Origin of the sequence: Microbacterium sp. DT81.1 (genome assembly GCF_049844955.1) — a bacterium.
Classification (GTDB): Bacteria; Actinomycetota; Actinomycetes; order Actinomycetales; family Microbacteriaceae; genus Microbacterium.
Genome location: NZ_JBNCMA010000008.1, coordinates 138,696 through 163,219 on the forward strand (window position 1 = coordinate 138,696; position 24,524 = coordinate 163,219).

The 24,524-nt window shown below is 66.6% G+C and carries 32 protein-coding genes; all 32 read left to right on the forward strand.

The genetic code is table 11. The features are described from left to right. Positions 1–146: 146 nt before the first annotated feature. The gene (gene rpsL / locus ACLQ2Q_RS19805; RefSeq protein WP_029145644.1) at positions 147–515 is read left to right on the forward strand and encodes a 30S ribosomal protein S12; all 369 of its coding nucleotides are present in this window, start codon (positions 147–149) and stop codon (positions 513–515) included. Between the two features lie 5 nt (positions 516–520). Next, entirely contained in the window at positions 521–991 is a 471-nt protein-coding gene (gene rpsG / locus ACLQ2Q_RS19810) for a 30S ribosomal protein S7 (RefSeq protein ID WP_425823125.1), read from the forward strand. Between the two features lie 154 nt (positions 992–1,145). After that, positions 1,146–3,260, forward strand: a complete 2,115-nt coding sequence (gene fusA, locus ACLQ2Q_RS19815) for an elongation factor G (protein WP_425823127.1) — start codon at positions 1,146–1,148, stop codon at positions 3,258–3,260. Positions 3,261–3,415: 155 nt separating this feature from the next. Next, the gene (gene tuf, locus ACLQ2Q_RS19820; protein WP_425823129.1) at positions 3,416–4,609 is read left to right on the forward strand and encodes an elongation factor Tu; all 1,194 of its coding nucleotides are present in this window, start codon (positions 3,416–3,418) and stop codon (positions 4,607–4,609) included. Between the two features lie 207 nt (positions 4,610–4,816). Then, positions 4,817–9,487 (forward strand): hypothetical protein, encoded by a 4,671-nt coding sequence (locus tag ACLQ2Q_RS19825; protein WP_425823131.1) that lies wholly within the window; start codon positions 4,817–4,819, stop codon positions 9,485–9,487. 467 nt (positions 9,488–9,954) lie between these two features. Further along, complete coding sequence (gene rpsJ, locus ACLQ2Q_RS19830) at positions 9,955–10,263, forward strand: 30S ribosomal protein S10 (RefSeq protein WP_030147986.1); 309 nt, start codon at positions 9,955–9,957, stop codon at positions 10,261–10,263. An 8-nt stretch (positions 10,264–10,271) separates the two neighbouring features. Beyond that, positions 10,272–10,931, forward strand: coding sequence for a 50S ribosomal protein L3 (gene rplC / locus ACLQ2Q_RS19835; protein WP_425823133.1), 660 nt, complete (start codon positions 10,272–10,274; stop codon positions 10,929–10,931). Between the two features lie 3 nt (positions 10,932–10,934). Next, the gene (gene rplD / locus ACLQ2Q_RS19840) at positions 10,935–11,597 is read left to right on the forward strand and encodes a 50S ribosomal protein L4 (RefSeq protein WP_425823135.1); all 663 of its coding nucleotides are present in this window, start codon (positions 10,935–10,937) and stop codon (positions 11,595–11,597) included. Continuing rightward, positions 11,594–11,914, forward strand: a complete 321-nt coding sequence (rplW, locus tag ACLQ2Q_RS19845) for a 50S ribosomal protein L23 (protein WP_425823137.1) — start codon at positions 11,594–11,596, stop codon at positions 11,912–11,914. Before rplD ends, rplW begins: the two co-directional genes overlap by 4 nt. Before the next feature lie 23 nt (positions 11,915–11,937). Further along, positions 11,938–12,777 carry a 50S ribosomal protein L2 gene (gene rplB, locus ACLQ2Q_RS19850; RefSeq protein ID WP_425823139.1) on the forward strand — a complete coding sequence of 280 codons (840 nt, stop codon included), beginning with the start codon at positions 11,938–11,940 and terminating at the stop codon, positions 12,775–12,777. 12 nt (positions 12,778–12,789) lie between these two features. After that, a complete protein-coding gene (rpsS, locus tag ACLQ2Q_RS19855; protein WP_325484763.1) occupies positions 12,790–13,071 on the forward strand; it encodes a 30S ribosomal protein S19 in 282 nt (93 codons plus the stop codon). A 21-nt stretch (positions 13,072–13,092) separates the two neighbouring features. Continuing rightward, positions 13,093–13,515: a 50S ribosomal protein L22 gene (gene rplV / locus ACLQ2Q_RS19860; RefSeq protein ID WP_425823142.1), complete on the forward strand. Its 423-nt coding sequence runs from the start codon at positions 13,093–13,095 to the stop codon at positions 13,513–13,515. After that, entirely contained in the window at positions 13,515–14,285 is a 771-nt protein-coding gene (gene rpsC / locus ACLQ2Q_RS19865; protein WP_425823144.1) for a 30S ribosomal protein S3, read from the forward strand. The genes rplV and rpsC overlap by 1 nt, the downstream gene beginning before the upstream one ends. Further along, a complete protein-coding gene (gene rplP / locus ACLQ2Q_RS19870; protein ID WP_425823146.1) occupies positions 14,285–14,704 on the forward strand; it encodes a 50S ribosomal protein L16 in 420 nt (139 codons plus the stop codon). Before rpsC ends, rplP begins: the two co-directional genes overlap by 1 nt. Then, entirely contained in the window at positions 14,704–15,015 is a 312-nt protein-coding gene (gene rpmC, locus ACLQ2Q_RS19875) for a 50S ribosomal protein L29 (RefSeq protein WP_425823148.1), read from the forward strand. Before rplP ends, rpmC begins: the two co-directional genes overlap by 1 nt. After that, entirely contained in the window at positions 15,015–15,371 is a 357-nt protein-coding gene (gene rpsQ / locus ACLQ2Q_RS19880) for a 30S ribosomal protein S17 (RefSeq protein ID WP_425823150.1), read from the forward strand. The genes rpmC and rpsQ overlap by 1 nt, the downstream gene beginning before the upstream one ends. A gap of 31 nt (positions 15,372–15,402) precedes the next feature. Further along, positions 15,403–15,771 carry a 50S ribosomal protein L14 gene (rplN, locus tag ACLQ2Q_RS19885; protein WP_325484769.1) on the forward strand — a complete coding sequence of 123 codons (369 nt, stop codon included), beginning with the start codon at positions 15,403–15,405 and terminating at the stop codon, positions 15,769–15,771. A gap of 2 nt (positions 15,772–15,773) precedes the next feature. Continuing rightward, a complete protein-coding gene (rplX, locus tag ACLQ2Q_RS19890; protein WP_425823152.1) occupies positions 15,774–16,133 on the forward strand; it encodes a 50S ribosomal protein L24 in 360 nt (119 codons plus the stop codon). Continuing rightward, positions 16,133–16,723, forward strand: a complete 591-nt coding sequence (gene rplE, locus ACLQ2Q_RS19895; protein WP_425823154.1) for a 50S ribosomal protein L5 — start codon at positions 16,133–16,135, stop codon at positions 16,721–16,723. The genes rplX and rplE overlap by 1 nt, the downstream gene beginning before the upstream one ends. Positions 16,724–16,808: 85 nt before the next feature. Beyond that, complete coding sequence (gene rpsH / locus ACLQ2Q_RS19900) at positions 16,809–17,207, forward strand: 30S ribosomal protein S8 (protein ID WP_325484772.1); 399 nt, start codon at positions 16,809–16,811, stop codon at positions 17,205–17,207. Between the two features lie 6 nt (positions 17,208–17,213). Beyond that, positions 17,214–17,750 carry a 50S ribosomal protein L6 gene (gene rplF / locus ACLQ2Q_RS19905; protein WP_425823157.1) on the forward strand — a complete coding sequence of 179 codons (537 nt, stop codon included), beginning with the start codon at positions 17,214–17,216 and terminating at the stop codon, positions 17,748–17,750. Between the two features lie 2 nt (positions 17,751–17,752). Beyond that, positions 17,753–18,112, forward strand: a complete 360-nt coding sequence (rplR, locus tag ACLQ2Q_RS19910) for a 50S ribosomal protein L18 (RefSeq protein WP_425823159.1) — start codon at positions 17,753–17,755, stop codon at positions 18,110–18,112. Positions 18,113–18,150: 38 nt separating this feature from the next. Continuing rightward, complete coding sequence (gene rpsE, locus ACLQ2Q_RS19915) at positions 18,151–18,819, forward strand: 30S ribosomal protein S5 (protein ID WP_425823161.1); 669 nt, start codon at positions 18,151–18,153, stop codon at positions 18,817–18,819. Next, entirely contained in the window at positions 18,819–19,004 is a 186-nt protein-coding gene (gene rpmD, locus ACLQ2Q_RS19920; RefSeq protein ID WP_325484776.1) for a 50S ribosomal protein L30, read from the forward strand. Before rpsE ends, rpmD begins: the two co-directional genes overlap by 1 nt. After that, positions 19,004–19,642: a 50S ribosomal protein L15 gene (rplO, locus tag ACLQ2Q_RS19925; RefSeq protein ID WP_425823163.1), complete on the forward strand. Its 639-nt coding sequence runs from the start codon at positions 19,004–19,006 to the stop codon at positions 19,640–19,642. Before rpmD ends, rplO begins: the two co-directional genes overlap by 1 nt. Before the next feature lie 96 nt (positions 19,643–19,738). Beyond that, positions 19,739–21,061 (forward strand): preprotein translocase subunit SecY, encoded by a 1,323-nt coding sequence (gene secY / locus ACLQ2Q_RS19930; RefSeq protein ID WP_425823165.1) that lies wholly within the window; start codon positions 19,739–19,741, stop codon positions 21,059–21,061. Next, a complete protein-coding gene (locus tag ACLQ2Q_RS19935) occupies positions 21,058–21,699 on the forward strand; it encodes an adenylate kinase (protein ID WP_425823167.1) in 642 nt (213 codons plus the stop codon). The genes secY and ACLQ2Q_RS19935 overlap by 4 nt, the downstream gene beginning before the upstream one ends. A 1-nt stretch (position 21,700) precedes the next feature. Beyond that, positions 21,701–22,531: a type I methionyl aminopeptidase gene (gene map / locus ACLQ2Q_RS19940; RefSeq protein ID WP_425823169.1), complete on the forward strand. Its 831-nt coding sequence runs from the start codon at positions 21,701–21,703 to the stop codon at positions 22,529–22,531. A gap of 61 nt (positions 22,532–22,592) precedes the next feature. Further along, positions 22,593–23,276 carry a DsbA family protein gene (locus tag ACLQ2Q_RS19945; protein WP_425823171.1) on the forward strand — a complete coding sequence of 228 codons (684 nt, stop codon included), beginning with the start codon at positions 22,593–22,595 and terminating at the stop codon, positions 23,274–23,276. Positions 23,277–23,477: 201 nt separating this feature from the next. Then, a complete protein-coding gene (gene infA / locus ACLQ2Q_RS19950) occupies positions 23,478–23,699 on the forward strand; it encodes a translation initiation factor IF-1 (protein WP_047544504.1) in 222 nt (73 codons plus the stop codon). Between the two features lie 90 nt (positions 23,700–23,789). Beyond that, complete coding sequence (rpmJ, locus tag ACLQ2Q_RS19955; protein WP_005050492.1) at positions 23,790–23,906, forward strand: 50S ribosomal protein L36; 117 nt, start codon at positions 23,790–23,792, stop codon at positions 23,904–23,906. A 232-nt stretch (positions 23,907–24,138) separates the two neighbouring features. Then, positions 24,139–24,510, forward strand: coding sequence for a 30S ribosomal protein S13 (gene rpsM / locus ACLQ2Q_RS19960; protein ID WP_425823175.1), 372 nt, complete (start codon positions 24,139–24,141; stop codon positions 24,508–24,510). Positions 24,511–24,524 lie beyond the last annotated feature (14 nt).

Sequence of the window (24,524 nt, forward strand, 5' to 3'; positions counted from 1 at the left end):
CACGGCATATCCACCACACAACCCGCGTCACTCATTGTGCCCGCGCCGGTGGATCAACGTGAACCCGAACGCAACGAATCGAAAGATCCGAACCGTCGGGGAGAGACCACGAACGCTGTCACCGTGCAGCACAACAAGGAGAGAACGTGCCAACCATTCAGCAGTTGGTTCGCAAGGGACGTACGCCGAAGGTCAGCAAGACCAAGGCGCCCGCCCTGAAGTCGAACCCCCAGCAGGCGGGCGTCTGCACCCGCGTGTACACGACCACGCCCAAGAAGCCGAACTCGGCGATGCGCAAGGTCGCCCGTGTCAAGCTCCGCAACGGCACCGAGGTCACCGCGTACATCCCCGGCGAGGGCCACAACCTCCAGGAGCACTCGCTCGTGCTCGTGCGCGGCGGTCGTGTGAAGGACCTCCCCGGCGTGCGCTACAAGATCGTCCGCGGCGCCCTGGACACCCAGGCCGTCAAGAACCGTAAGCAGGCTCGCAGCCGCTACGGCGCGAAGAAGGGTTAAGGAACATGCCTCGTAAGGGACCCGCCCCGAAGCGCCCGGTCGTAAACGACCCGGTATACGGCGCGCCGATCGTCAGCCAGCTCGTCAACAAGATCCTCGTCGACGGCAAGAAGTCGCTCGCCGAATCGATCGTCTACACCGCCCTCAAGGGCGTCGAGACGAAGAACGGCCAGGACGCCGTCGCGACCCTCAAGAAGGCGCTCGACAACGTGCGCCCCACCCTCGAGGTGCGCAGCCGTCGCGTCGGTGGCTCGACCTACCAGGTGCCGGTCGAGGTCAAGCCTCACCGCGCCAACACGCTCGCCCTGCGCTGGCTCGTCAGCTACGCCAAGGGCCGTCGTGAGAAGACGATGACCGAGCGCCTCCAGAACGAGATCCTGGATGCCTCCAACGGCCTGGGTGCCGCGGTGAAGCGCCGTGAGGACACCCACAAGATGGCCGAGTCGAACCGCGCCTTCGCGCACTACCGCTGGTAATCCCAGCCGCGCTTCGACGGGCTCAGCGACCGGGAGACCGGTCGTGCGACCGAATCGGTCGCGGCGACCGAATCGGTCGTGGCGACCGAACAGGTCCCTGAGCCCGTCGAAGGGCCCCGCGACATCCGCACAACACAAGTAAGGAAACACGCCCGTGGCACAAGACGTGCTCACCGACCTCACGAAGGTCCGCAACATCGGCATCATGGCGCACATCGATGCCGGCAAGACGACGACGACCGAGCGCATCCTGTTCTACACCGGCACCAACCACAAGATCGGTGAGACCCACGACGGTGCGTCGACGACCGACTGGATGGAGCAGGAGCAGGAGCGCGGCATCACGATCACGTCTGCCGCCGTCACGTGCTTCTGGGACAAGAACCAGATCAACATCATCGACACCCCCGGCCACGTGGACTTCACGGTCGAGGTCGAGCGTTCGCTCCGTGTGCTCGATGGTGCCGTCGCCGTCTTCGACGGCAAGGAGGGCGTCGAGCCCCAGTCCGAGACCGTCTGGCGCCAGGCCGACAAGTACGACGTCCCGCGCATCTGCTTCGTCAACAAGATGGACAAGCTCGGCGCCGACTTCTACTTCACGGTCGACACGATCATCAACAAGCTCAAGGCCAAGCCGCTGGTCATCCAGCTGCCGATCGGTGCCGAGAACGACTTCGTCGGCGTCGTCGACCTCGTCGAGATGCGCGCGCTGGTCTGGGCGGGCGACGCCAAGGGTGATGTCACCATGGGCGCCAAGTACGACATCCAGGAGATCCCGGCCGACATGGCCGACGTGGTCGCCAAGTACCGCGAGCTGCTGCTCGAGACGGTCGCCGAGTCCGACGAGGTGCTCCTCGAGAAGCACTTCGGCGGCGAGGGACTCACCGTCGCCGAGATCAAGGCCGCCATCCGCAAGATGACGGTGAACAGCGAGCTCTACCCGGTGCTCTGCGGCTCGGCGTTCAAGAACCGCGGCGTGCAGCCGATGCTCGACGCCGTGATCGACTACCTGCCTTCGCCACTGGACGTGCCCGCTATCGAGGCGCACGACCCGAAGAACGAAGAGATCGTCATCCCGCGTCACGCCGACCGCGAAGAGCCGTTCACGGCCCTCGCGTTCAAGATCGTCACGCACCCCTTCTTCGGTCGACTGACCTACATCCGCGTCTACTCGGGTCACCTCGACTCGGGCGCGCAGGTCGTCAACTCGACCAAGAGCAAGAAGGAGCGCATCGGGAAGATCTTCCAGATGTACGCGAACAAGGAGAACCCGGTCGACTCGGTCACCGCCGGTCACATCTACGCGGTCATCGGCCTCAAGGACACCACCACGGGCGACACCCTCTCCGACTCCCAGCACCAGGTCGTGCTCGAGTCGATGACGTTCCCCGAGCCCGTCATCGAGGTCGCGATCGAGCCCAAGACGAAGGCCGACCAGGAGAAGCTGGGTCTCGCGATTCAGAAGCTCGCCGAGGAGGACCCGACGTTCCGCGTCGAGCAGAACTCGGACACCGGTCAGACGGTCATCAAGGGCATGGGCGAGCTGCACCTCGACATCCTCGTGGACCGCATGAAGCGCGAGTTCCGCGTCGAGGCGAACGTCGGCAAGCCGCAGGTGGCGTACCGCGAGACGATCCGCAGGATCGTCGACCGTCACGACTACACGCACAAGAAGCAGACCGGTGGCTCCGGCCAGTTCGCGAAGATCCAGTTCGCCCTCGAGCCCATGGACCTCGGCGCCGAGACGACGTACGAGTTCGACAACAAGGTTACGGGTGGGCGCATCCCGCGCGAGTACATCCCCTCGATCAACCAGGGCTTCCAGGACGCCATGAACGTGGGCGTGCTCGCCGGCTACCCGATGGTCGGCGTCAAGGCGATCCTGCTCGACGGTGCGGCGCACGATGTCGACTCCTCCGAGATGGCGTTCAAGATCGCCGGCTCCATGGGCTTCAAGGAGGCGGCTCGCAAGGCCAGCCCCGTGATCCTCGAGCCGATCATGGCCGTCGAGGTCCGCACGCCCGAGGAATACATGGGCGACGTCATCGGCGACCTGAACAGCCGTCGCGGTCAGATCCAGTCCATGGAGGATGCCGCGGGCGTCAAGGTCGTGCGCGCCAATGTGCCGCTCTCCGAGATGTTCGGCTACATCGGCGACCTGCGCTCCAAGACCTCCGGCCGTGCCGTCTACTCGATGGAGTTCGACAGCTACGCCGAGGTTCCCAAGAACGTCGCCGAAGAGATCGTCCAGAAGAACAAGGGCGAATAGCCTTCCCGCCGGTGCCCACCGCGCTGTGGGCACCGGCATCCACAACTTCACAGATTCGCATCACCTCTCTCTACTAAAGTAGAAACCAATCCCCGTAGAGAACCGGTCGCAATCCAGCGCCCGGAGCATCTACACGAATGTCCTAGGAGGACCCAGTGGCTAAGGCCAAGTTCGAGCGGACCAAGCCGCACGTAAACATCGGAACCATCGGTCACGTCGACCACGGCAAGACCACGCTCACCGCTGCCATCTCGAAGGTGCTCGCCGACAAGTACCCGTCGGCCACCAACGTGCAGCGTGACTTCGCGTCGATCGACTCGGCTCCGGAAGAGCGTCAGCGCGGCATCACGATCAACATCTCGCACGTCGAGTACGAGACGCCGAAGCGCCACTACGCGCACGTCGACGCCCCGGGTCACGCCGACTACATCAAGAACATGATCACCGGCGCGGCTCAGATGGACGGCGCGATCCTCGTGGTCGCCGCCACCGACGGCCCGATGGCCCAGACCCGTGAGCACGTTCTGCTCGCCAAGCAGGTCGGCGTGCCGTACCTGCTCGTCGCGCTGAACAAGAGCGACATGGTCGACGACGAGGAGATCCTGGAGCTCGTCGAGCTCGAGGTTCGCGAGCTGCTCTCGAGCCAGGACTTCGACGGCGACAACGCCCCCGTCGTCCGCGTCTCGGGCCTGAAGGCGCTCGAGGGCGACGCCGAGTGGACCGAGAAGATCGTCGAGCTGATGGAAGCCGTCGACGAGTCGATCCCCGACCCGGTGCGTGACAAGGACAAGCCGTTCCTCATGCCCGTCGAGGACGTCTTCACCATCACCGGCCGCGGCACCGTCGTGACGGGCCGCGCCGAGCGCGGCACGCTCGCGATCAACTCCGAGGTCGAGATCGTCGGCCTGCGCCCGACGCAGAAGACGATCGTCACCGGTATCGAGATGTTCCACAAGCAGCTCGACGAGGCATGGGCCGGCGAGAACTGTGGTCTGCTCCTTCGCGGCACCAAGCGTGACGACGTCGAGCGCGGCCAGGTCGTCGTCAAGCCCGGTTCGGTCACGCCCCACACCAACTTCGAGGGCACGGCGTACATCCTGTCCAAGGAGGAGGGTGGCCGTCACAACCCCTTCTACACGAACTACCGCCCGCAGTTCTACTTCCGCACCACGGACGTCACCGGCGTCATCTCGCTGCCCGAGGGCACCGAGATGGTCATGCCCGGCGACACCACCGACATGACGGTCGAGCTGATCCAGCCGATCGCCATGGAAGAGGGCCTCGGCTTCGCGATCCGTGAGGGCGGCCGCACCGTCGGCGCCGGAACGGTGACGAAGATCATCAAATAGTTCCCGCAGTTCAGAGGGGGTCGGACCGAATGGTCCGGCCCCTTTTGGCGTATCCAGTGAGAAAACTCTCATCTTGACCCAACCTTGACGGCGCGATAGATTCGCAAGACGCGTCACCTCTCAGGTTTCTCACAGGTGCATGCACGTATTACGAGGCCGCCACGATCCCGGCGACCGCGCATCTTCGACGGCGAGAGTGGCGTTTTCATGGCCAGTAGCAACGGCGTTCAGGGTTCCTCCGATTCGACGCGCAAGGGGTTGCGGCAGCGCCGCACCAGGGACCGTGAGCTGGTGGTCCGTCATCGGTGGTTTGCGGGTGGGATCGCCACGATGGTCACGGCCGCGCTCCTGTTCGGCGGCGTGACCGCGCCCGCGGTGGCCGACGAGGTTCCGTCGCCGGCTCCCACCGACTCGTCCGCGCCCACGCCTGCGCCGGAGGAGTCGAGCCCCCCGGCCGACGAGGCGGCACCGCCGGCCGAGAGCCCCGCCCCTGTCGAGGAGACGGCTCCGCCCGTCGAGGACGCCACGACGCCCGCCGACGACGCGACCGCGCCGGCCGGTGACCCCGCCGCCACACCCGCCCCGATCCAGTCCGACGCATCGGATGCGACGACTCTGGACGCCGCTGACGAGCCCGACGTCGGAATCCTGACTGTTCCGGACCCCGGTCCGACGACAGCCGTCATCACCGTGAAGGTCGGATCCGACCGCACGGGTATCACCGGAGTCACCCCGCTCGCAGGGGTCGTGCTGCTGCTGAACACCGGCACCGCTTCTCCGAGCGGGACTCGGCCGGACGGCGTGGCCGGCGTGGCTGACGGGTGGGCCAAGTGCACCTCGGACGCGCAGGGCGACTGCTCGTTCAGCGTTCCGAACACGCAGGCCGCCGGGGGTGGCAACCCCGCAGGCGTCAATCGCGACGCTCGCTACTGGGTCGTCCAATCGGGCGTACCAGCCGGCTATTTCGCCAACCCGGTCCTTCGCACGGGCGACGCTTCGGGCGCCGGAACCGCGACGCCGTACCAGTTCCGCACCGGCCAGCAGCTTCGTGCGAACAACGTCTATTCCTCCCAGGACGCGAACGACTTCATGCTGTCCTCGGGTGCCACTCCGACCGCATCCGGTGGCATCTGGCAGCAGTCCCGCGTCAACCCCACCATCGCGCAGTCGTGCGGTATCAACGTCGCGCTGATCCTCGACCTGTCGGGATCCGTCGCACCAACACTCCCGCAGCTGAAGCAGGCGGCTGACACCTTCGTGGACGCGCTGCAGGGCACACCCTCGCGGATGGCCCTGTTCTCGTTCTCGACGGCGACTCCCGCGATCGGCGCCACCCAGAACTACCCCGCCCTCACCTCGGTGTCGACGGCGGATCAGGCGACGAACTTCAAGAACCGCTACGCAGCATGGACCGCGAGCGGCTACACCAACTGGGACCGGGGGCTTGGAGCAGCAGACGCGGCGAACAGCCCCGTGAACGACTTCGACCTCGCCGTGGTCATCACCGACGGCAACCCCACCGCCTACAACCAGCCCGCGCAGGGTCTCGGTGGCAACCGCTTCCGCGAGATCGAGAACGGCATCTTCTCCGCAAACGGGTTGAAGCAGGGCCCCGACGCAGCGCCCGCGCCGACGCGGGTGCTCGCCTTCGGCGTGGGCGCTGGGGCCACGGGGACGTCGACCGCGCTGAACCTGCGGGCGATCTCCGGCCCGACCGCCTACAACGGGACGAACGTCAACGACGCTGACTACTTCCAGACCACGGACTACCCGGCCGCCGGCGAGGCGCTGCGCGATCTGGCCCTCGGCAACTGCGAGGGCACCCTGACCGTCACGAAGCAGATCGTTCCGAGCACGGCCCCCGCAGGGAGCATCGACGGTGCGGTCGCGGCAGGCGCAGGATGGGAGTTCACGACCGCCAGCAACACCGCGGGCGTCACGACGCCGGCGCCGGTGCAGACGACGACGGCGGACGGCACCGGGGCGGTGAACTTCCCGCTCACCTTCGCGGGCGGTGTCACCAGCGGCTCGCTCACAGTGGCGGAAGCGCAGCAGACGGGCTTCACCCTCCAGCCAGTCGGCGGGTTCAACGCCACGTGTCTCAACATCACGGCCGACCCGAACACCCCCGTACCCGTGACCAATACCGGAGCTCTCGGGTTCACGGTGAACGTGCCGAGCTCCGTAGCGGTGAGCTGCACGGTTTACAACCGTGCACCTGTTCCACCCGCGGACCTCACCGTCGACAAGAACTGGATCATCAACGGAGTCCCCTACGCCAACGGCGCTCAGCCCAGCGACTTCTCCGCGCAGCTCCAGCTGACGGGACCGGGTGCCGCCGGCGCGACCGACCAGGGGTGGGGCGTCACCCGCACCGGGTACGAGCAGGGTGACACCGCCACGATCTCCGAGCTGCAGCCCGTGGGCCTTGTTGACCCGACCATGTGCACGAACAGCGCGACGGTGACCAATGTCAATGGAGCTGCTACCAACAGTCCGCTGGGTGCCGGGTATCAGTTGATCCTGTCCGCCGGGCAGAACACTGCAACCATCACGAACACGGTCGTGTGCCGCAGCACTCTCACGCTCGTGAAGCAGGTTCAGGGCGGCGCAGCAACTCCAGATAGCTGGACGCTGAATGCGCAGTTCCTGGCCGATGCGCCCGTTCCGGCCCCGGCCCTGCCCGGATTCGACGGACCTACGGGTACGACCGATGATGTCACGCCGAACGCGCGCTACCAGCTTTTCGAGGACGGCGGCGACCCGCGCTACGTGCAGACGGACAACCGGACATCCCTCCAGTCGAACCCGCTCTCGACTGGCTCGGCGACGTGCATCCGCGTCAACGCGGACGGCACGCCGTTCCCGAACAGCGGCTACTCCGACGGCATCAACGGCGGCGTGAACGTGCCGCTCGGCTACCGCGTGGCCTGCACGTTCGTGAACCAGACCGCCTCGCTGACGCTCCTCAAGAACGTCGTGAACGACGACGGCGGGACGGAGTCCGCGAGCGCATGGGATCTGACGGGCACGCCCGCGCCGCTGACGGGTCTCACCGCGTCGACGGTCGTCGGGTCGGAGACGCCGGTTGCGGCCAGCACGTTCCAGGTCCGACCGAACCACGTGTACACGCTCACCGAGTCGGACGTCACGGGGTACGAGTTCGCGGAGCTGCAGCAGTTCGTGGGCGGAGTGTGGGTCGACGTGGTGGCCAACGCGGACCCGGCGCTGTATCCCCAGCAGGACGCCGACGGCGACTGGCAGGTCACCGTCGGCCCGCTGAACCAAGCGGTGTACCGATTCGTCAACGATGACTTCTTCGACGACGTCGGCATCGTGAAGACGGCGACCGGCCTGCCGGCGGGCGGCTCGGTGGAGCCCGGAGACTCGTTCGACTATGTCCTGACCGTCACGAACAACGGATCCCGCGCCGCAACCAACGTGCGGGTCACGGACGACGACCTCAACGATCGCCTCGAGATCACCGGTCTGACGGTGACTCCGGCCCTCACCTGGGGTCCCCTTCCCGGCTATGCGGGCAACGTCGTCGATCTGACGATCGACTCGCTCGCTCCCGGGGCTTCGGCGACCATCACCGTCTCCGTGACCTTCCTGGCCGCTGACGCCCCCCCGGTGGTTCCGTCGGGAACCGATCCTGACGCGATCCCCGAGCCGCTCGACCCGCTGGAAAGCCTCACGAACACGGCGTGCGTGGAGGCCGACTTCGACGGCGATCCGACGAACGACTGTGCCGACCTGGAGATCCCGGTCCGCGATATCGCGGTCGTGCTCTACACGCGCTGCGTGGGCGATGCGCCGCTGCTCGGCTGGGTCGCATCCAAGTCGGCCGCCCTGTCGGACGAGGCGTTCACCTTCCTTTGGACGCCGGGTACGCCGGGCAATCCCGCGCCGGCGGACACGGATCCCGCGCAGGTGCTGATCGAGCAGCCCGACACCGCAAACACGTGGAGCGACGAGATCGAATGGGTCGGAACGGCGTTCACCCCGTCGGGGGTGAGCCTCGACTACCCGGGCTGGCGACCCATCGAAATCTCCGACGTGATTCCCGGGTCCAGCCCGCTGAACTTCTACATGCCGGGGACCGGGCTGCCGATGACGCCGCAGGAGAGAGCGGACAACGTCTTCAACGGCCTCATCCTCGACCCGTCGGAGCTCAACTACGCCTGGCGCAACCCGACCACGGCGACCATCTCGGTCAACCCCGAGATGACGTTCGAGGTCGAATACCCCGATGCGACGCCGGAGTGCTTCGTCGCGCGGCACACCGAGGTGCAGGTCGAGAAGACAGCCAGCGTGAAGAGCACCGACCCCGGCAAGTCGTTCACCTACACCCTGGCGGCCCAGAACGTCAGCGATGACTCGGCAGCCGAAGGCGTCGTCATCACGGACGCCATTCCAGCGGATGTGAAGATCACCGACGTCTCATGGCCGGGAGAGGGCAGTGCGACTGCGTTCCCGAACTGGTCGACGTGCGGGGTGACGGGGCAGAGCGCCTTCGGCTACGGCGGAACGCTCAGGTGCGAGCTGTTCGGGGTGCTGCAGCCCGCTGGTGCCGGCTTGGGCACGTCGGCGGCGCCGACGATCACGCTGGCGGCCACCGTGAACCCGGGTTCGGCGGCGATGGTCGTCACGAATGTCGGCGTCGTGGACTACTACACATTCGGGGATCCCGGAGACCCGGGACGGGACACGGACGATGCCGTGGTCACGCTCGGCGGCCTGCCGGCGACGGGTGGTGGGGTGTCGATTCCGCTGGTGACGTTCGGCATCCTCGCGCTCCTGGCAGGACTGAGCGCACTGGTCGTGTCGCGCACAAGGCGAGGACGACCGGACACGGGTTCGCTGCTCGGTGAGTGAGTGACGTCGAAGGGGCGGTCGCCGCACGGCGACCGCCCTTTCGCGCACCGGCTGTGCGATCCTGTGAGCTTGCCCCGCAACACGCCGTCGCGACACGCCCGGGTTTGCATGGTGGTTCTGCGCATGGCAAACTAGACAGGTTCCACATTCCGGTGGCCGCTGTGCTGTGCAAGCGCGGCGTGTACCGGATCACTGCCAGGGCAGTGCATAGGCGGCGCGAGAGCGCGAGGTCCTAGGCCGCGGGCAGCAAGAACAAAGCCACAACTGACACCCTCCTTCCGGGAGAGACTTCCGCGTGCGGGGGAGCCGGTTGCCGAGAGCCCCGCGGCGCTCGGATTGACAGCAGAACAGTGGTGCAGCAAACGAGTGCACTGGCGCGCGAGCGCCACCATGCGTCCGATGCCCCCGAAGTCCCGAGCTTGTCGGAGGACCGGGCCGGTATGACGCGAGAAGAGAGAGAGCAGACAATGGCGGGACAGAAGATCCGCATTCGCCTGAAGTCGTATGACCACGAGGTCATCGATTCGTCGGCGCGCAAAATCGTCGACACCGTGACCCGTGCGGGCGCGACCGTCGTCGGTCCCGTGCCGCTTCCGACCGAGAAGAACGTCGTGTGCGTCATCCGGTCGCCCCACAAGTACAAGGACAGCCGCGAGCACTTCGAGATGCGCACCCACAAGCGTCTGATCGACATCGTCGACCCGACGCCCAAGGCTGTCGACTCGCTGATGCGCCTCGACCTCCCGGCCGATGTCAACATCGAGATCAAGCTCTGAGGTTCGGCATGGTTGACATCAACTCCAAGATCTCCAAGGGACTGCTGGGCACCAAACTCGGCATGACCCAGGTGTGGAACGAGAACGGCAAGCTCGTTCCCGTCACCGTCATCGAACTCGCACCGAACGTGGTCACGCAGATCCGTACGCCCGAGAAGGACGGCTACAACGCGGTGCAGATCGCGTACGGCCAGATCGACCCGCGCAAGGTGAACAAGCCGCAGACCGCCCACTTCGAGGCAGCCGGCGTGACCCCCCGTCGTCACCTCACCGAGATCCGCACCGCGGATGCCGCTGAGTACACGCTCGGCCAGGAGCTCACGGTCGACGCCACGTTCGAGGCCGGCCAGCTCGTCGACGTCGTCGGCACGAGCAAGGGCAAGGGCACCGCCGGTGTCATGAAGCGCCACAACTTCAAGGGCGTCTCGGCGTCGCACGGTTCGCACCGCAACCACCGCAAGCCCGGTTCCATCGGTGCCTCGTCGACGCCGAGCCGCGTCTTCAAGGGCATGCGCATGGCCGGCCGCATGGGTGGCGAGCGCGTCACCGTCCTCAACCTCACGGTGCACGCCGTCGACGCCGAGAAGGGTCTGCTGCTCGTCAAGGGCGCCGTCCCCGGTGCGCGTGGCCGCATCGTCTACGTCCGCAACGCAGTGAAGGGGGCCTAGTCCATGGCTGACCAGACTCTTGCGCTTGACGTCCGCGGCACCGACGGCAAGAAGGCGGGCTCGGTAGAGCTCCCCGCCGCGGTGTTCGACGCCAAGACGAACATCCCGCTGATCCACCAGGTCGTCGTCGCGCAGCGCGCGGCGGCTCGCCAGGGCACGCACTCGACCAAGCGTCGCGGCGAGGTCTCCGGTGCCGGCCGCAAGCCCTTCAAGCAGAAGGGCACGGGTAACGCCCGTCAGGGCTCCATCCGCGCGCCGCACATGACCGGCGGTGGCATCGTCCACGGTCCCAAGCCGCGCGACTACTCGCAGCGCACCCCCAAGAAGATGATCGCGGCCGCCCTGCGCGGCGCGCTCAGCGACCGGGCCCGCGGCGAGCGTCTGCACATCGTCGATTCGTTCGGCATCGAGAACGCTCCCTCTACCAAGGCGGCGGCCACGTTCCTCGCCGGCGTCGGCGCCACCAAGCGCGTTCTCGTGGTCATCGACCGGGGCGACGAGATCACCGTCAAGAGCGTTCGCAACCTCTCGTACGTGCACGTGCTGCCCTTCGACCAGCTCAACGCCTACGACGTGCTCGTCTCGGACGACATCGTCTTCACCAAGGCCGCTTTCGACGCGTTCGTCGCATCGAAGGCCGTCACCAGCCAGGAGGTCTCCGAATGAGCACCGACTCCGTCCTGCACACGGCTCTCAACAAGGACCCGCGCGACGTCATCCTGAAGCCGGTCGTGTCCGAGAAGAGCTACGGGCTCATCGACGAGGGCAAGTACACGTTCCTCGTGGACCCCCGCGCCACCAAGACCGAGATCAAGCTCGCCATCGAGAAGATCTTCGGGGTCAAGGTCGCGTCGGTCAACACGATCAACCGCGTCGGCAAGGCCCGCCGCACCCGCTTCGGCACGGGAAAGCGCAAGGACACCAAGCGCGCGATCGTGACACTCCGCTCGGGAACCATCGACATCTTCACGGCAGTCGGCTGACGGTCGGGACGAAGGACTAAACAATGGCTATTCGCAAGTACAAGCCCACGACCCCGGGTCGCCGCGGTTCGTCGGTGGCTGACTTCGCCGAGATCACACGATCGACGCCTGAGAAGTCGCTGCTGCGCCCGCTGCCGAAGACCGGTGGCCGCAACAACCAGGGCCGCATCACCACGCGCCACATCGGCGGTGGCCACAAGCGCCAGTACCGTGTCATCGACTTCCGTCGCAACGACAAGGACGGCATCGACGCCAAGGTCGCTCACATCGAGTACGACCCCAACCGCACCGCGCGCATCGCGCTCCTGCACTACGCCGACGGCGAGAAGCGCTACATCCTCGCGCCGAACAAGCTGTCGCAGGGCGATGTCGTCGAGTCGGGTTCCGGCGCCGACATCAAGCCGGGCAACAACTTGCCGCTGCGCAACATCCCCACGGGTACCGTGATCCACGCGATCGAGCTCCGCCCCGGCGGCGGCGCCAAGATGGCCCGCTCGGCCGGTGCGTCGGTTCGCCTCGTGGCGAAGGACGGCCCGTACGCGCAGCTGCGCCTCCCCTCGGGCGAGATCCGCAACGTGGATGCCCGCTGCCGCGCGACGATCGGCGAGGTCGGCAACGCCGAGCAGTCGAACATCAACTGGGGCAAGGCCGGCCGCAACCGCTGGAAGGGCATCCGCCCGACCGTCCGCGGTGTCGCCATGAACCCGGTCGACCACCCGCACGGTGGCGGTGAGGGCAAGACGTCCGGGGGACGTCACCCCGTCACCCCCTGGGGCCAGAAGGAAGGCCGCACCCGTCACGCCAACAAGGAAAGCGACCAGTACATCGTGCGTCGCCGTACCGCCGGCAAGAAGCGCAAGTAGGAGTAGAGGAAGATGCCACGCAGTCTCAAGAAGGGCCCCTTCGTCGATGACCACCTGCTTCGCAAGGTAGTCACGCAGAACGAGGCGGGATCCAAGAACGTCATCAAGACCTGGTCACGTCGCTCGATGATCATCCCGGCCATGCTGGGTCACACGATCGCCGTGCACGACGGGCGCAAGCACATCCCCGTGTTCGTGACCGAGACCATGGTCGGCCACAAACTGGGCGAGTTCGCGCCCACCCGCACCTTCCGCGGCCACGAGAAGGACGACAAGAAGGGCCGTCGCCGCTAGGCGACCGAGGAGGAGAGAGAAATGGTGGAGTCCATCGCACGAGTGCGACACATCCGCGTGACCCCTCAGAAGGCTCGTCGTGTCATCGCGCTCATCAAGGGCAAGCAGGCCCAGGAAGCACTGGCGATCCTGAAGTTCGCGCCGCAGTCCGCGAGCGAGCCGATCTACAAGCTCGTCGAGTCCGCGATCGCGAACGCACGGGTGAAGGCCGATAAGGACAGCGAGTACCTGGACGAGCGCGATCTCTTCATCGCGAACGTCTACGTCGACGAGGGCACGACGCTCAAGCGTTTCCGCCCCCGCGCACAGGGTCGCGCGTTCCAGATCAAGAAGCGCACGAGCCACATCACGGTCGTGCTGGCAACACCTTCGGTCCCTGAGCTTGTCGAAGGGTCGACAAGCTCAGCAGCCGCAGGCACCAAGACCAAGAAGGCGAGCAAGTAATGGGACAGAAGGTAAACCCGTACGGCTTCCGCCTCGGCATCACCACTGACCACGTGTCGCGGTGGTTCTCGGACTCGACGAAGCCCGGACAGCGCTACGCCGACTACGTCGCCGAGGACATCAAGATCCGCAAGCTGCTGCAGACGACGCTTGACCGCGCCGGCGTCAGCAACATCGAGATCGAGCGCACCCGCGACCGCGTCCGCGTCGACATCCACACCGCCCGCCCGGGCATCGTGATCGGTCGTCGTGGAGCCGAGGCCGAGCGTATCCGCGCCGACCTCGAGAAGCTCAGCGGCAAGCAGATCCAGCTGAACATCCTCGAGGTCAAGAATCCCGAGGCCGACGCCCAGCTCGTAGCCCAGGGCATCGCCGAGCAGCTCAGCGCCCGCGTGGCGTTCCGCCGCGCGATGCGCAAGGGCCTGCAGGGTGCTCAGCGCGCAGGCGCCAAGGGCGTCCGCATCCAGGTCTCCGGCCGCCTCGGCGGCGCCGAGATGAGCCGCTCCGAGTTCTACCGCGAGGGTCGTGTGCCTCTGCACACGCTGCGCGCGAACATCGACTACGGCTTCTACGAGGCGAAGACCACCTTCGGCCGCATCGGCGTGAAGGTCTGGATCTACAAGGGCGACCTCACCAACAAGGAGCTCGCGCGCGAGCAGGCCAACGCGCCGAAGTCCCGCGGTCGTGACGACCGTGGCGACCGCGGCGACCGTCGTCCCCCGCGCGGCCCCCGCAACGAGGCCCCCGTGGCAGAAGGAGCGCCGGCGTAATGCTGATCCCCCGCAAGGTCAAGTACCGCAAGCAGCACCACCCCGGCCGTTCAGGTCAGGCGACCGGTGGCACCGAGGTCAGCTTCGGTGAGTTCGGCATCCAGGCCCTCACGCCCGCTTACGTGACGAACCGTCAGATCGAGTCCGCTCGTATCGCGATGACGCGTCACATCAAGCGCGGTGGAAAGGTGTGGATCAACATCTACCCCGACCGTCCGCTCACCAAGAAGCCGGCCGAGACCCGCATGGGTTCCGGTAAGGGTTCGCCGGAGTGGTGGGTCGCAAACGTCAAGCCGGGTCGCGTCCTCTTCGAGGTCGCTGGCGTCAACGAGGAACTCGCTCGTGAGGCCCTCACCCGTGCCATTCACAAGCTGCCCCTGAAGGCACGCATCATCAAGCGCGAGGAGGGCGACGCGTAATGGCGATCGGCACCAAGCAGCTCGCCCCGAGCGAGCTCGACACGTTCGAAGACCAGCGCCTCGTCGAGGAGCTGCGCAAGGCCAAGGAAGAGCTGTTCAACCTGCGCTTCCAGTCGGCCACCGGCCAGCTCGAGAGCCACGGCCGCATCCGCGCCGTCAAGCGCGACATCGCGCGGCTCTACACCGTCATCCGTGAGCGCGAGCTCGGCATCCGTGCCACGCCCGCCCCCGTGGAGACGGCGACGAAGGCGAAGAAGACGAAGGCCAAGAAGGCGGATGCCGACGAGGCCGTGAAGGAAGAGGCCGAGTGATGGCTGAGACCACTGAGAAGAAGGCTGCGGCCGCCGAGAGCGTCGAGGCGCCCGTCGTCGAGTCCGGTCATGAGTCGGCCGCCCACGACGTGCGCGACGTGAGCGCCCGCGGGTACCGCAAGGCCCGCCGCGGCTACGTCGTGAGCGACAAGATGGACAAGACGATCGTCGTCGAGGTCGAGGACCGCGTGAAGCACCCTCTCTACGGCAAGGTCATCCGTCGCACGTCGAAGGTCAAGGCGCACGACGAGCAGAACACCGCCGGCATCGGCGACCTCGTGCTCATCAACGAGACGCGTCCGCTGAGCGCCACCAAGCGCTGGCGCCTCGTCGAGGTCCTGGAGAAGGCCAAGTAGGCCCCGGCCCGCTTGCCCTTAAGGAGTAGAAGTGATTCAGCAGGAATCCCGCATCAAGGTCGCCGACAACACCGGCGCGAAGGAGCTGCTCACCATCCGCGTGCTCGGTGGTTCACACCGCCGCTACGCCGGTCTCGGTGACACCATCGTCGCAACGGTCAAGGACGCGATCCCCGGCGGCAACGTCAAGAAGGGCGATGTGGTCAAGGCCGTCATCGTCCGCACCGTCAAGGAGACACGTCGTCCCGACGGCTCGTACATCAAGTTCGACGAGAACGCCGCCGTGATCCTGAAGAACGACGGGGAGCCCCGCGGCACCCGCATCTTCGGACCGGTCGGCCGCGAGCTTCGTGACAAGAAGTTCATGAAGATCGTCTCGCTGGCACCGGAGGTCATCTAGTCATGGCGAAAATCAAGAAGGGTGACCTCGTTCAGGTCATCTCGGGCGCGAAGCCCGAGCGCGGCGGCGACCGCGGCAAGCAGGGCAAGGTCCTCGAGGTCCTGACCGAGCAGAACCGCGTTCTCGTCGAGGGCGTCAACTACGTCACCAAGCACACCCGCGTCGGCCAGACCCAGCGCGGCACCAAGACCGGCGGCATCGAGACCTTCGAAGCCCCGATCCACATCTCCAACGTCCAGCTCGTGGACCCCTCGACCAAGAAGCCGACCCGCGTCGGCCACCGCGTCGAGGAGAAGACGAAGGACGGCGTGAAGCGCACCGTTCGCGTTCGCTACGCCAAGAAGTCAGGTAAGGACCTGTAATGAGCACCACGACTGCCGCGCCGGCTGGCAAGATCCAGCCGCGCCTGAAGCAGAAGTACCGGGCCGAGATCCAGCAGAAGCTGCAGGACGAGTTCGGGTACGTCAACGTCAACCAGATCCCCGGCATCGTCAAGGTCGTCGTCAACACCGGTGTCGGTGAGGCTGCCCGCGATGGCAAGGTGATCGATGGCGCCGTCGACGACCTGACCAAGATCACGGGCCAGAAGCCCGTCGTGACCAAGGCCCGCAAGTCGATCGCCCAGTTCAAGCTCCGCGAGGGTCAGCCCATCGGCGCGCACGTCACGCTTCGCGGCGACCGCGCGTGGGAGTTCCTGGACCGTCTGACCTCGCTGGCGCTGCCGCGCATCCGCGACTTCCGTGGCCTGTCGCCGAAGCAGTTCGACGGCAATGGCAACTACACGTTCGGTCTGCAGGAGCAGGCGGTCTTCCACGAGATCGACCAGGACAAGATCGACCGGGTCCGTGGTTTCGACATCACGATCGTCACGACCGCGAAGACGGATGACGAGGGCCGCGCGCTTCTTCGTCACATCGGCTTCCCGTTCCGCAGCGACGACGCCCAGGCGTAGTCGCACACCCGCCGCAAGGCACCCACCACCACAGGTCGCCGGCCTCGGAAAGGCCGTCGAAACCTGGTGAACGAAGGATAGAACCATGACAATGACAGACCCGGTCGCAGACATGCTGACCCGTCTGCGCAACGCGAACTCGGCGCATCACGACTCCGTGAACATGCCGTCGAGCAAGCTCAAGTCGCACATCGCCGAGATCCTCAAGCGTGAGGGCTACATCGCCGATTGGGCCGTCGAAGACGCCCGTGTCGGCCAGAGCCTCACCCTGACGCTCAAGTACGGCCCGAACCGCGAGCGGTCGATCGCCGGCATCAAGCGCGTCTCGAAGCCCGGCCTGCGCGTGTACGCACGTTCGACCGAGATCCCCCGTGTTCTCGGAGGCCTCGGCGTCGCCATCCTGTCCACCTCCTCCGGTCTTCTCACCGACCGTCAGGCCGAGCAGAAGGGCGTAGGTGGGGAAGTCCTCGCCTACGTGTGGTAGTCAGCCATGTCTCGTATCGGACGTCTTCCCATCGACATCCCCGCCGGCGTCACCGTGTCGGTCGAGGGTCAGGATGTGGCGGTCAAGGGCCCCAAGGGTGAGCTCGCGCTCACCGTTGCCAGCCCCATCGAGGTGAAGGTCGAAGAGGGCCAGGTGCTCGTCACCCGTCCCGACGACGAGCGCGAGTCGCGTTCGCTGCACGGCCTCACCCGCACGCTCATCAACAACAACATCATCGGCGTCACCCAGGGCTACACCAAGGGCCTCGAGGTCGTCGGCACCGGTTACCGTGTGGCCCAGAGGGGCAGCTCGGTCGAGTTCGCCCTCGGCTTCTCGCACCCCGTGCTCGTCGACCCGCCCGCGGGCATCAGCTTCACGGTCGAGGGCAACAACCGCCTGACCGTGAGTGGCATCGACAAGCAGGCCGTCGGCGAGGCGGCCGCGAACATCCGCAAGATCCGCAAGCCCGAGCCCTACAAGGGCAAGGGTGTGCGGTACGCCGGCGAGGTCGTTCGTCGCAAGGCCGGAAAGAGTGGTAAGTAACCATGGCTGTCAAGTCGAAGTCCGACGCTCGTTCGCGTCGCCACGCACGCCTTCGCAAGAAGGTCGTCGGCACCGATGCGCGTCCGCGTCTCGTCGTGACCCGCTCCGCGCGTCACGTGTTCGTCCAGCTGGTCGACGACGCCAAGGGGTTCACCCTGGCATCGGCGTCCACCCTCGAAGCGGACCTGCGTTCGTTCGACGGTGACAAGACCGCAAAGGCCCGCAAGGTCGGCGAGCTCGTCGCCGAGCGTGCGAAGGCCGCCGGCATCTCGGATGTCGTGTTCGACCGCGGTGGCAACCGCTACGCGGGACGTGTCGCGGCGATCGCCGACGGCGCCCGCGAAGGGGGGCTGAACCTGTGAGTGGAGCAGTGGATAACGTGAGCAACGGAGAGACAGAAGTGGCAGGCACTGCCGAGCAGACTGCGCCCGAGGCGCAGGCCGCAGCCGAGACCCAGCCGGAGCGCGAGCCCCGCCGCGGTGGTCGCGAGCGCAACCCGAACCGCGACCGCGGTTCGCGAGACGCCGACAAGAGCCAGTTCCTGGAGCGCGTCGTCACCATCAACCGCGTCTCGAAGGTCGTCAAGGGCGGTCGTCGCTTCAGCTTCACCGCACTCGTCGTCGTCGGCGACGGAAACGGCGTCGTCGGGGTGGGCTACGGAAAGGCTCGCGAGGTTCCCCTCGCGATCTCGAAGGGTGTCGAAGAGGCCAAGCGCAACTTCTTCCGCGTGCCCCGCGTCGGCGTGACCATCCCGCACCCCGTGCAGGGTGAGGCCGCCGCCGGTGTGGTGCTGCTGCGCCCCGCCGCCGCCGGTACCGGTGTCATCGCCGGTGGTCCGGTCCGCGCCGTGCTCGAGTGCGCCGGCATCCACGACGTGCTCTCGAAGTCGCTCGGTTCGTCGAACACGATCAACATCGTGCACGCGACGGTCGACGCCCTGAAGCAGCTCGAGGAGCCCCGTGCGGTCGCCGCTCGTCGCGGTCTCGAGTTCGACCAGGTCGCACCGCCGCGTCTCGTTCGCGCGGAGGCCGACGCTGTCGCCGCTGCCGCCCAGAAGGTAGGTGCCTGATGGCTGACCGTCTGAAGGTCACGCAGATCAAGTCCAAGGTGAGTGAGAAGCAGAACCAGCGCGACACGCTGCGCAGCCTCGGTCTCAAGCGGATCGGCGACTCGGTCGTCCGTCCCGACGACGCGCAGACGCGCGGTTACGTCAAGACCGTCGCCCACCTCGTGAAGGTTGAGGAGATCGACTAATGGCCGACAAGGCTGAGAAGAAGACCGCCGTCCCGGCGGAGGAGAAGGCCCCCAAGGCGACCGCCAAGAAGGCTTCGGAGAAGGCCGCCGACAAGGCGCCAGCCAAGGAGCCGGCCGCCAAGGCCGACAGCGCGGACAAGGCCGAGAAGGCCCCCGCCAAGAAGGACGCGGCGAAGAAGGGCGACGCCCCCGTGGCGCGCCCCGGCGTGCTGAAGGTCCACCACCTGCGTCCCGTCCCCGGTGCCAACACCGCCAAGACCCGCGTGGGTCGCGGTGAGGGCTCCAAGGGCAAGACCGCCGGCCGTGGCACCAAGGGCACGAAGGCCCGCAACACGGTGCGGGTCGGCTTCGAGGGTGGGCAGATGCCGCTGCACATGCGCACCCCGAAGCTGCGCGGGTTCAAGAACCCGTTCCGCGTCGAGTACCAGGTCGTCAACCTCGAGAAGCTGGCCGAGCTCTACCCGCAGGGCGGCGACGTGACCGTCGGCGACCTGGTGGCCAAGGGCGCCGTTCGCAAGAACGAGAAGGTCAAGGTTCTCGGTACCGGAGACATCGCAGTTAAGCTGAATGTCGCAGTTGACAAGGTCTCCGGCTCTGCCGAGCAGAAGATCGTGGCAGCTGGGGGCTCAGTAGGCTGAGCTTTCGGGTGAATCCCGTGAAGCTTCCTGAGCGGCCGGAGTGCGAAACTCCGGCCGCTCAGAGAGCCACCCGCTCGTCCGTCAGGAGGCACGTTTTTGTTTAGCGCTATCGCGCGGATCTTCCGCACCCCGGACCTCCGTCGGAAGATCGGTTTCACTCTGGCGATCATCGCCCTGTACCGACTGGGCGCGCACGTCCCGGCTCCGTTCGTGGACTTCCCGAACGTGCAGGAGTGCATCGGCGCCAGCTCGACCACCGATGGTCTGCTCTCACTCGTCAACCTGTTCTCGGGTGGCGCGCTTCTCCAACTCTCGATCTTCGCTCTGGGCGTCATGCCCTACATCACGGCGACGATCATCACGCAGCTGCTGCGCGTGGTCATCCCGCACTTCGAGACCCTCTATCGGGAGGGTCAGGCGGGCCAGTCGCGTCTGACGCAGTACACCCGTTACCTCACGATCGCGCTGGCGCTCCTGCAGTCGACGACGCTCGTCACCGTCGCCCGCAGCGGCCAGCTGTTCGGCAACACCGGCATCCCCGCGTGCGATCAGCTGCTCACCAACGACGTGTGGTGGGCGCAGCTGCTCATGATCATCACGCTGACCGCCGGCACGGGCCTGATCATGTGGTTCGCCGAGCTCGTCACCGAGCGCGGCATCGGCAACGGCATGTCGCTCCTCATCTTCACGTCGATCGCCGCCACCTTCCCCGGTGCCATGGGCGCCATCTGGGCCGCCCGCGGCTTCGAGGTCTTCCTCCTCGTGCTCGCCGTCGGCATCGTCGTCGTTGCGCTCGTGGTCTACGTCGAGCAGTCGCAGCGCCGCATCCCGGTGCAGTACGCCAAGCGCATGGTCGGCCGCCGCACCTACGGCGGCACCAACACGTACATCCCGATCAAGGTGAACATGGCCGGCGTCGTGCCCGTCATCTTCGCCTCGTCCCTGCTGTACATCCCGGCCCTGCTGGCGCAGTTCAACCAGCCGCAGCCAGGTGAGCAGCCGGCCGGATGGGTCACGTGGGTGTCGCAGTACCTCACCACGGGCGACTCGCCCGTGTACATGGCGGTGTACTTCCTGCTCATCATCGGCTTCACCTACTTCTACGTCGCGATCACGTTCAACCCGGTCGAGGTCGCCGACAACATGAAGAAGTACGGCGGGTTCATCCCCGGCATCCGTGCTGGTCGTCCCACGGCCGAGTACCTCGACTACGTGCTCACCCGCATCACGCTGCCCGGCTCGATCTACCTCGGCCTCATCGCCCTGCTCCCGCTCATCGCGCTGGCAGCGGTGGGCGCGAACCAGAACTTCCCGTTCGGCGGGGCGTCCATCCTGATCATCGTCGGCGTCGGCCTCGAGACCGTGAAGCAGATCGACGCCCAGCTTCAGCAACGGCACTACGAAGGCCTCCTGCGATGACGGTTCGGCAGGCTCAGCAACCCGGGCAGGTCAAGGCCCCGACGGCCGCCAGGCTCCTGATCGTCGGGCCGCAGGGCTCCGGCAAGGGAACCCAGGGTGTCCGCATCGCGGAGGAGTTCGGCATCCCGGTGGTCTCCACCGGCGATGTCTTCCGCTCGAACATCGCGGAAGGAACCCCCCTGGGCAAGCAGGTCAAGGAGATCGTGGACGGGGGAGACCTCGTCCCCGACGAGCTGACCAGCGAGATCGTGCGCGATCGCCTGTCGCGGGACGACGCGGCGCACGGCTTCCTCCTCGACGGCTACCCTCGCAACACCACGCAGGTCGGTCACCTCGAGGACTTCCTCGCCGGGCGGGGCGACGCACTGGATGCCGTGATCGAACTGGCCGTGCCTCGCGAGGAGAGCATCGAGCGCCTCAAGCTCCGCGCCGCGGAGCAGGGCCGCACCGATGACTCCGAGGCCGCGATCGCGCGCCGGCTCGATATCTACGAGCGGGAGACCGCCCCCATCCTCGCGGTCTACCGCGAGCAGGGGATCGTCGATACCGTCGACGGCGTCGGCTCGCTCGATGACATCACGACGCGGATCATCGCGGCGCTCGAGGCCCGCGGGCTCGTCCGCCGGGCCGCCGCCTGACGTGCTCCGTCGCTCGATCTACAAGTCGCCCGCCCAGTTGCGGTCGATGGTCGAACCCGGCCTGATCACCGCCGCCGCGCTGGACGCGGTGCGCGCGCTGGTCGCCCCCGGCGTGACGACGATCGAACTGGATGCCGCGGCATCCGCCGTCATCACCGGCCGGGGCGCTCGGTCGAACTTCCAGCTCGTGCGCGGCTACCGCCACACCATCTGCGCCTCGATCAACGAGCAGGTGGTGCACGGGATCCCGGGCGACCGCGCTCTTGAGGCGGGCGACATCGTCTCGATCGACTGCGGGGCGGAGTTCGCCGGCTGGAACGGCGACTCGGCGGTGACCTTCGTGCTCGATGACCCGACGCGGCCCGAACTGGTCGCGGAGCGGCGCGAGCTCTCCCGCGTGACCGAGGGGTCGCTCTGGGCGGGCATCGCCTCGCTGGCATCGGCGGCGAACGTGGCGGATGTCGGTGCCGCCGTGCAGGGCTACATCGAGGATCAGCCGGGCACCTACGGCATCCTGCGCGAGTATGTCGGCCACGGCATCGGCCGCAAGATGCACGAATCCCCGTCCGTGTTCAACTACCGGGTCTCCGATCCGGGGCCGGAGGTGCGGCCGGGCCTCGTGCTCGCGATCGAGCCCATGGTCGTCGCCGGAAGCGACGCGACGTTCGTGGAGGACGACGACTGGACGGTCTCGACCGTCGATGGATCCGTCGGCTCCCACTGGGAGCACAGCGTGGCCGTGCACGATGGCGGGATATGGGTGCTGACGGCGCCCGACGGCGGGGCAGCGGGGCTGGCGCAGTTCGGTGTCGTTCCGGCTCCCATCCAGTGATGGCCGAGACGACGGCGGCGAGAATGAACGCCTTGAACAGCAGAGCGAAGGTCGGATAGCGATGGCAGCCAACGGACGCAAGACGAACTGGTTCGCGATCTGGGTGAGCGTGGCCGTGGTGGTGGTGCTGGTCGTCGTCGGCATCGTCGTGGCCGTGGTGAACAACCAGGCGACGGCGCCCGGCGAAGCGCCGTCGGCGTCGAACATCGACTCCGAGACCGGGGCGATCCACGTGGGCGACGGGCCGGACACTCTCGCCACCTACATCGACTTCATGTGCCCGATCTGCAACAGCTTCGAGCAGACCTACGGACCCGCCATCGACGGGCTCATCGAGGACGGCACCATCACCCTCGACATCCACCCCATATCGATCCTCGACCGCGCGTCGCAGGGCACCCAGTTCTCGACGCGCGCCGCCAACGCCATGTACTGCGTGGCGGTGGCCGACGCGGATGCGTCGCTGCCCTTCATGAAGGCGATGTACGAGAACCAGCCGCCCGAGACGACGCCCGGACTGAGCAACGAGGAGATCCTGGCGATCGCCGACGGCGTCGGGGTCACCGACATCGACGCGTGCGTGAACGACGGCACGTACTCGAAATACGTCACCGACATGACGCCGCTGACACCCGTGGCGCCCGGCGCCCAGAGCATCGGCACTCCGACGGTCGTGCTGAACGACGAGGTGCTCACCCTCACCGGCGACCCGCAGGCGGATCTCGTCGCCCGCCTTCAGGGCTGACGCCGGGCGAGACATCCACGCCGGCGAACTCGGCGACACGTGGCCGCACCGCCGAGTTGCCGAGGCATCCACTATCACGTACTATTGATCTTTGGTGCCTTGCGCCTCTTTCGGCGTGTCCGCGGATTCGATCCGCGGAAGTCGGCACCACAAACCCAACCCACCGCAGACCGACCGGTCTGCACAAGCGTTAGCGAGTGTATGGCGAAGAAAGACGGTGTCATCGAGATCGAAGGCACTATTTCAGAGGCGCTGCCCAACGCGATGTTCCGCGTCGAGCTCTCCAATGGACACAAGGTGCTCGCCACGATCTCAGGCAAGATGCGGCAGAACTACATCCGCATCATCCCGGAAGACCGCGTCGTCGTGGAGCTCAGCCCCTACGACCTCACGCGCGGACGAATCGTCTACCGCTACCGCTAGACCGGTCGAGAAGTAACGGCCCGTGATCCGGATGCCGCGGCCCACCGCCGCGCATGCGCACGGGCACGAAGACAGCGATAAGGAAACATCATGAAGGTAAACCCCAGCGTCAAGCCGATCTGCGATCACTGCAAGGTGATCCGCCGCCACGGCCGCGTCATGGTCATCTGCAAGTCCAACCCGCGCCACAAGCAGCGCCAGGGCTAGAGCGCCCTTCGACAGGCTCAGGGACCGGGCTGTTGCTCAGGGACCGGGCGGTTGCTCAGGGACCGGGCTGTTGCTCAGGGACCGGGCGGTTGGTGAGCCTGTCGAACCACACAACTCAACACATACACGGCAGTTTCAGAACCCGCTCTCCACGTGAGCGGGGGACACCCCGGGCTGGAGGCCCGGGCACCGATTCTGCTCCACACCTCCACACCACTCCCAGGAGAACCGCATGGCACGTCTTGCCGGCGTCGACATCCCGCGCGACAAGCGCGTGGTCATCGCCCTCACCTACATCTACGGCGTCGGGCGCACCCGCTCCGTCGAGATCCTCAAGGCCACCGACATCAGCCCCGATGTCCGCGTCAAGGATCTGACCGACGACCAGCTCATCGCACTTCGCGACAACATCGAGACCTACAAGGTGGAGGGTGACCTCCGCCGCGAGGTCGCCGCCGACATCCGCCGCAAGGTCGAGATCGGCTCCTACGAGGGCATCCGCCACCGTCGCGGCCTCCCCGTGCGCGGTCAGCGTACGAAGACCAACGCCCGCACGCGCAAGGGTCCCAAGCGCACCGTCGCCGGCAAGAAGAAGGCGCGCTAGGCCTCCGCCTGCGC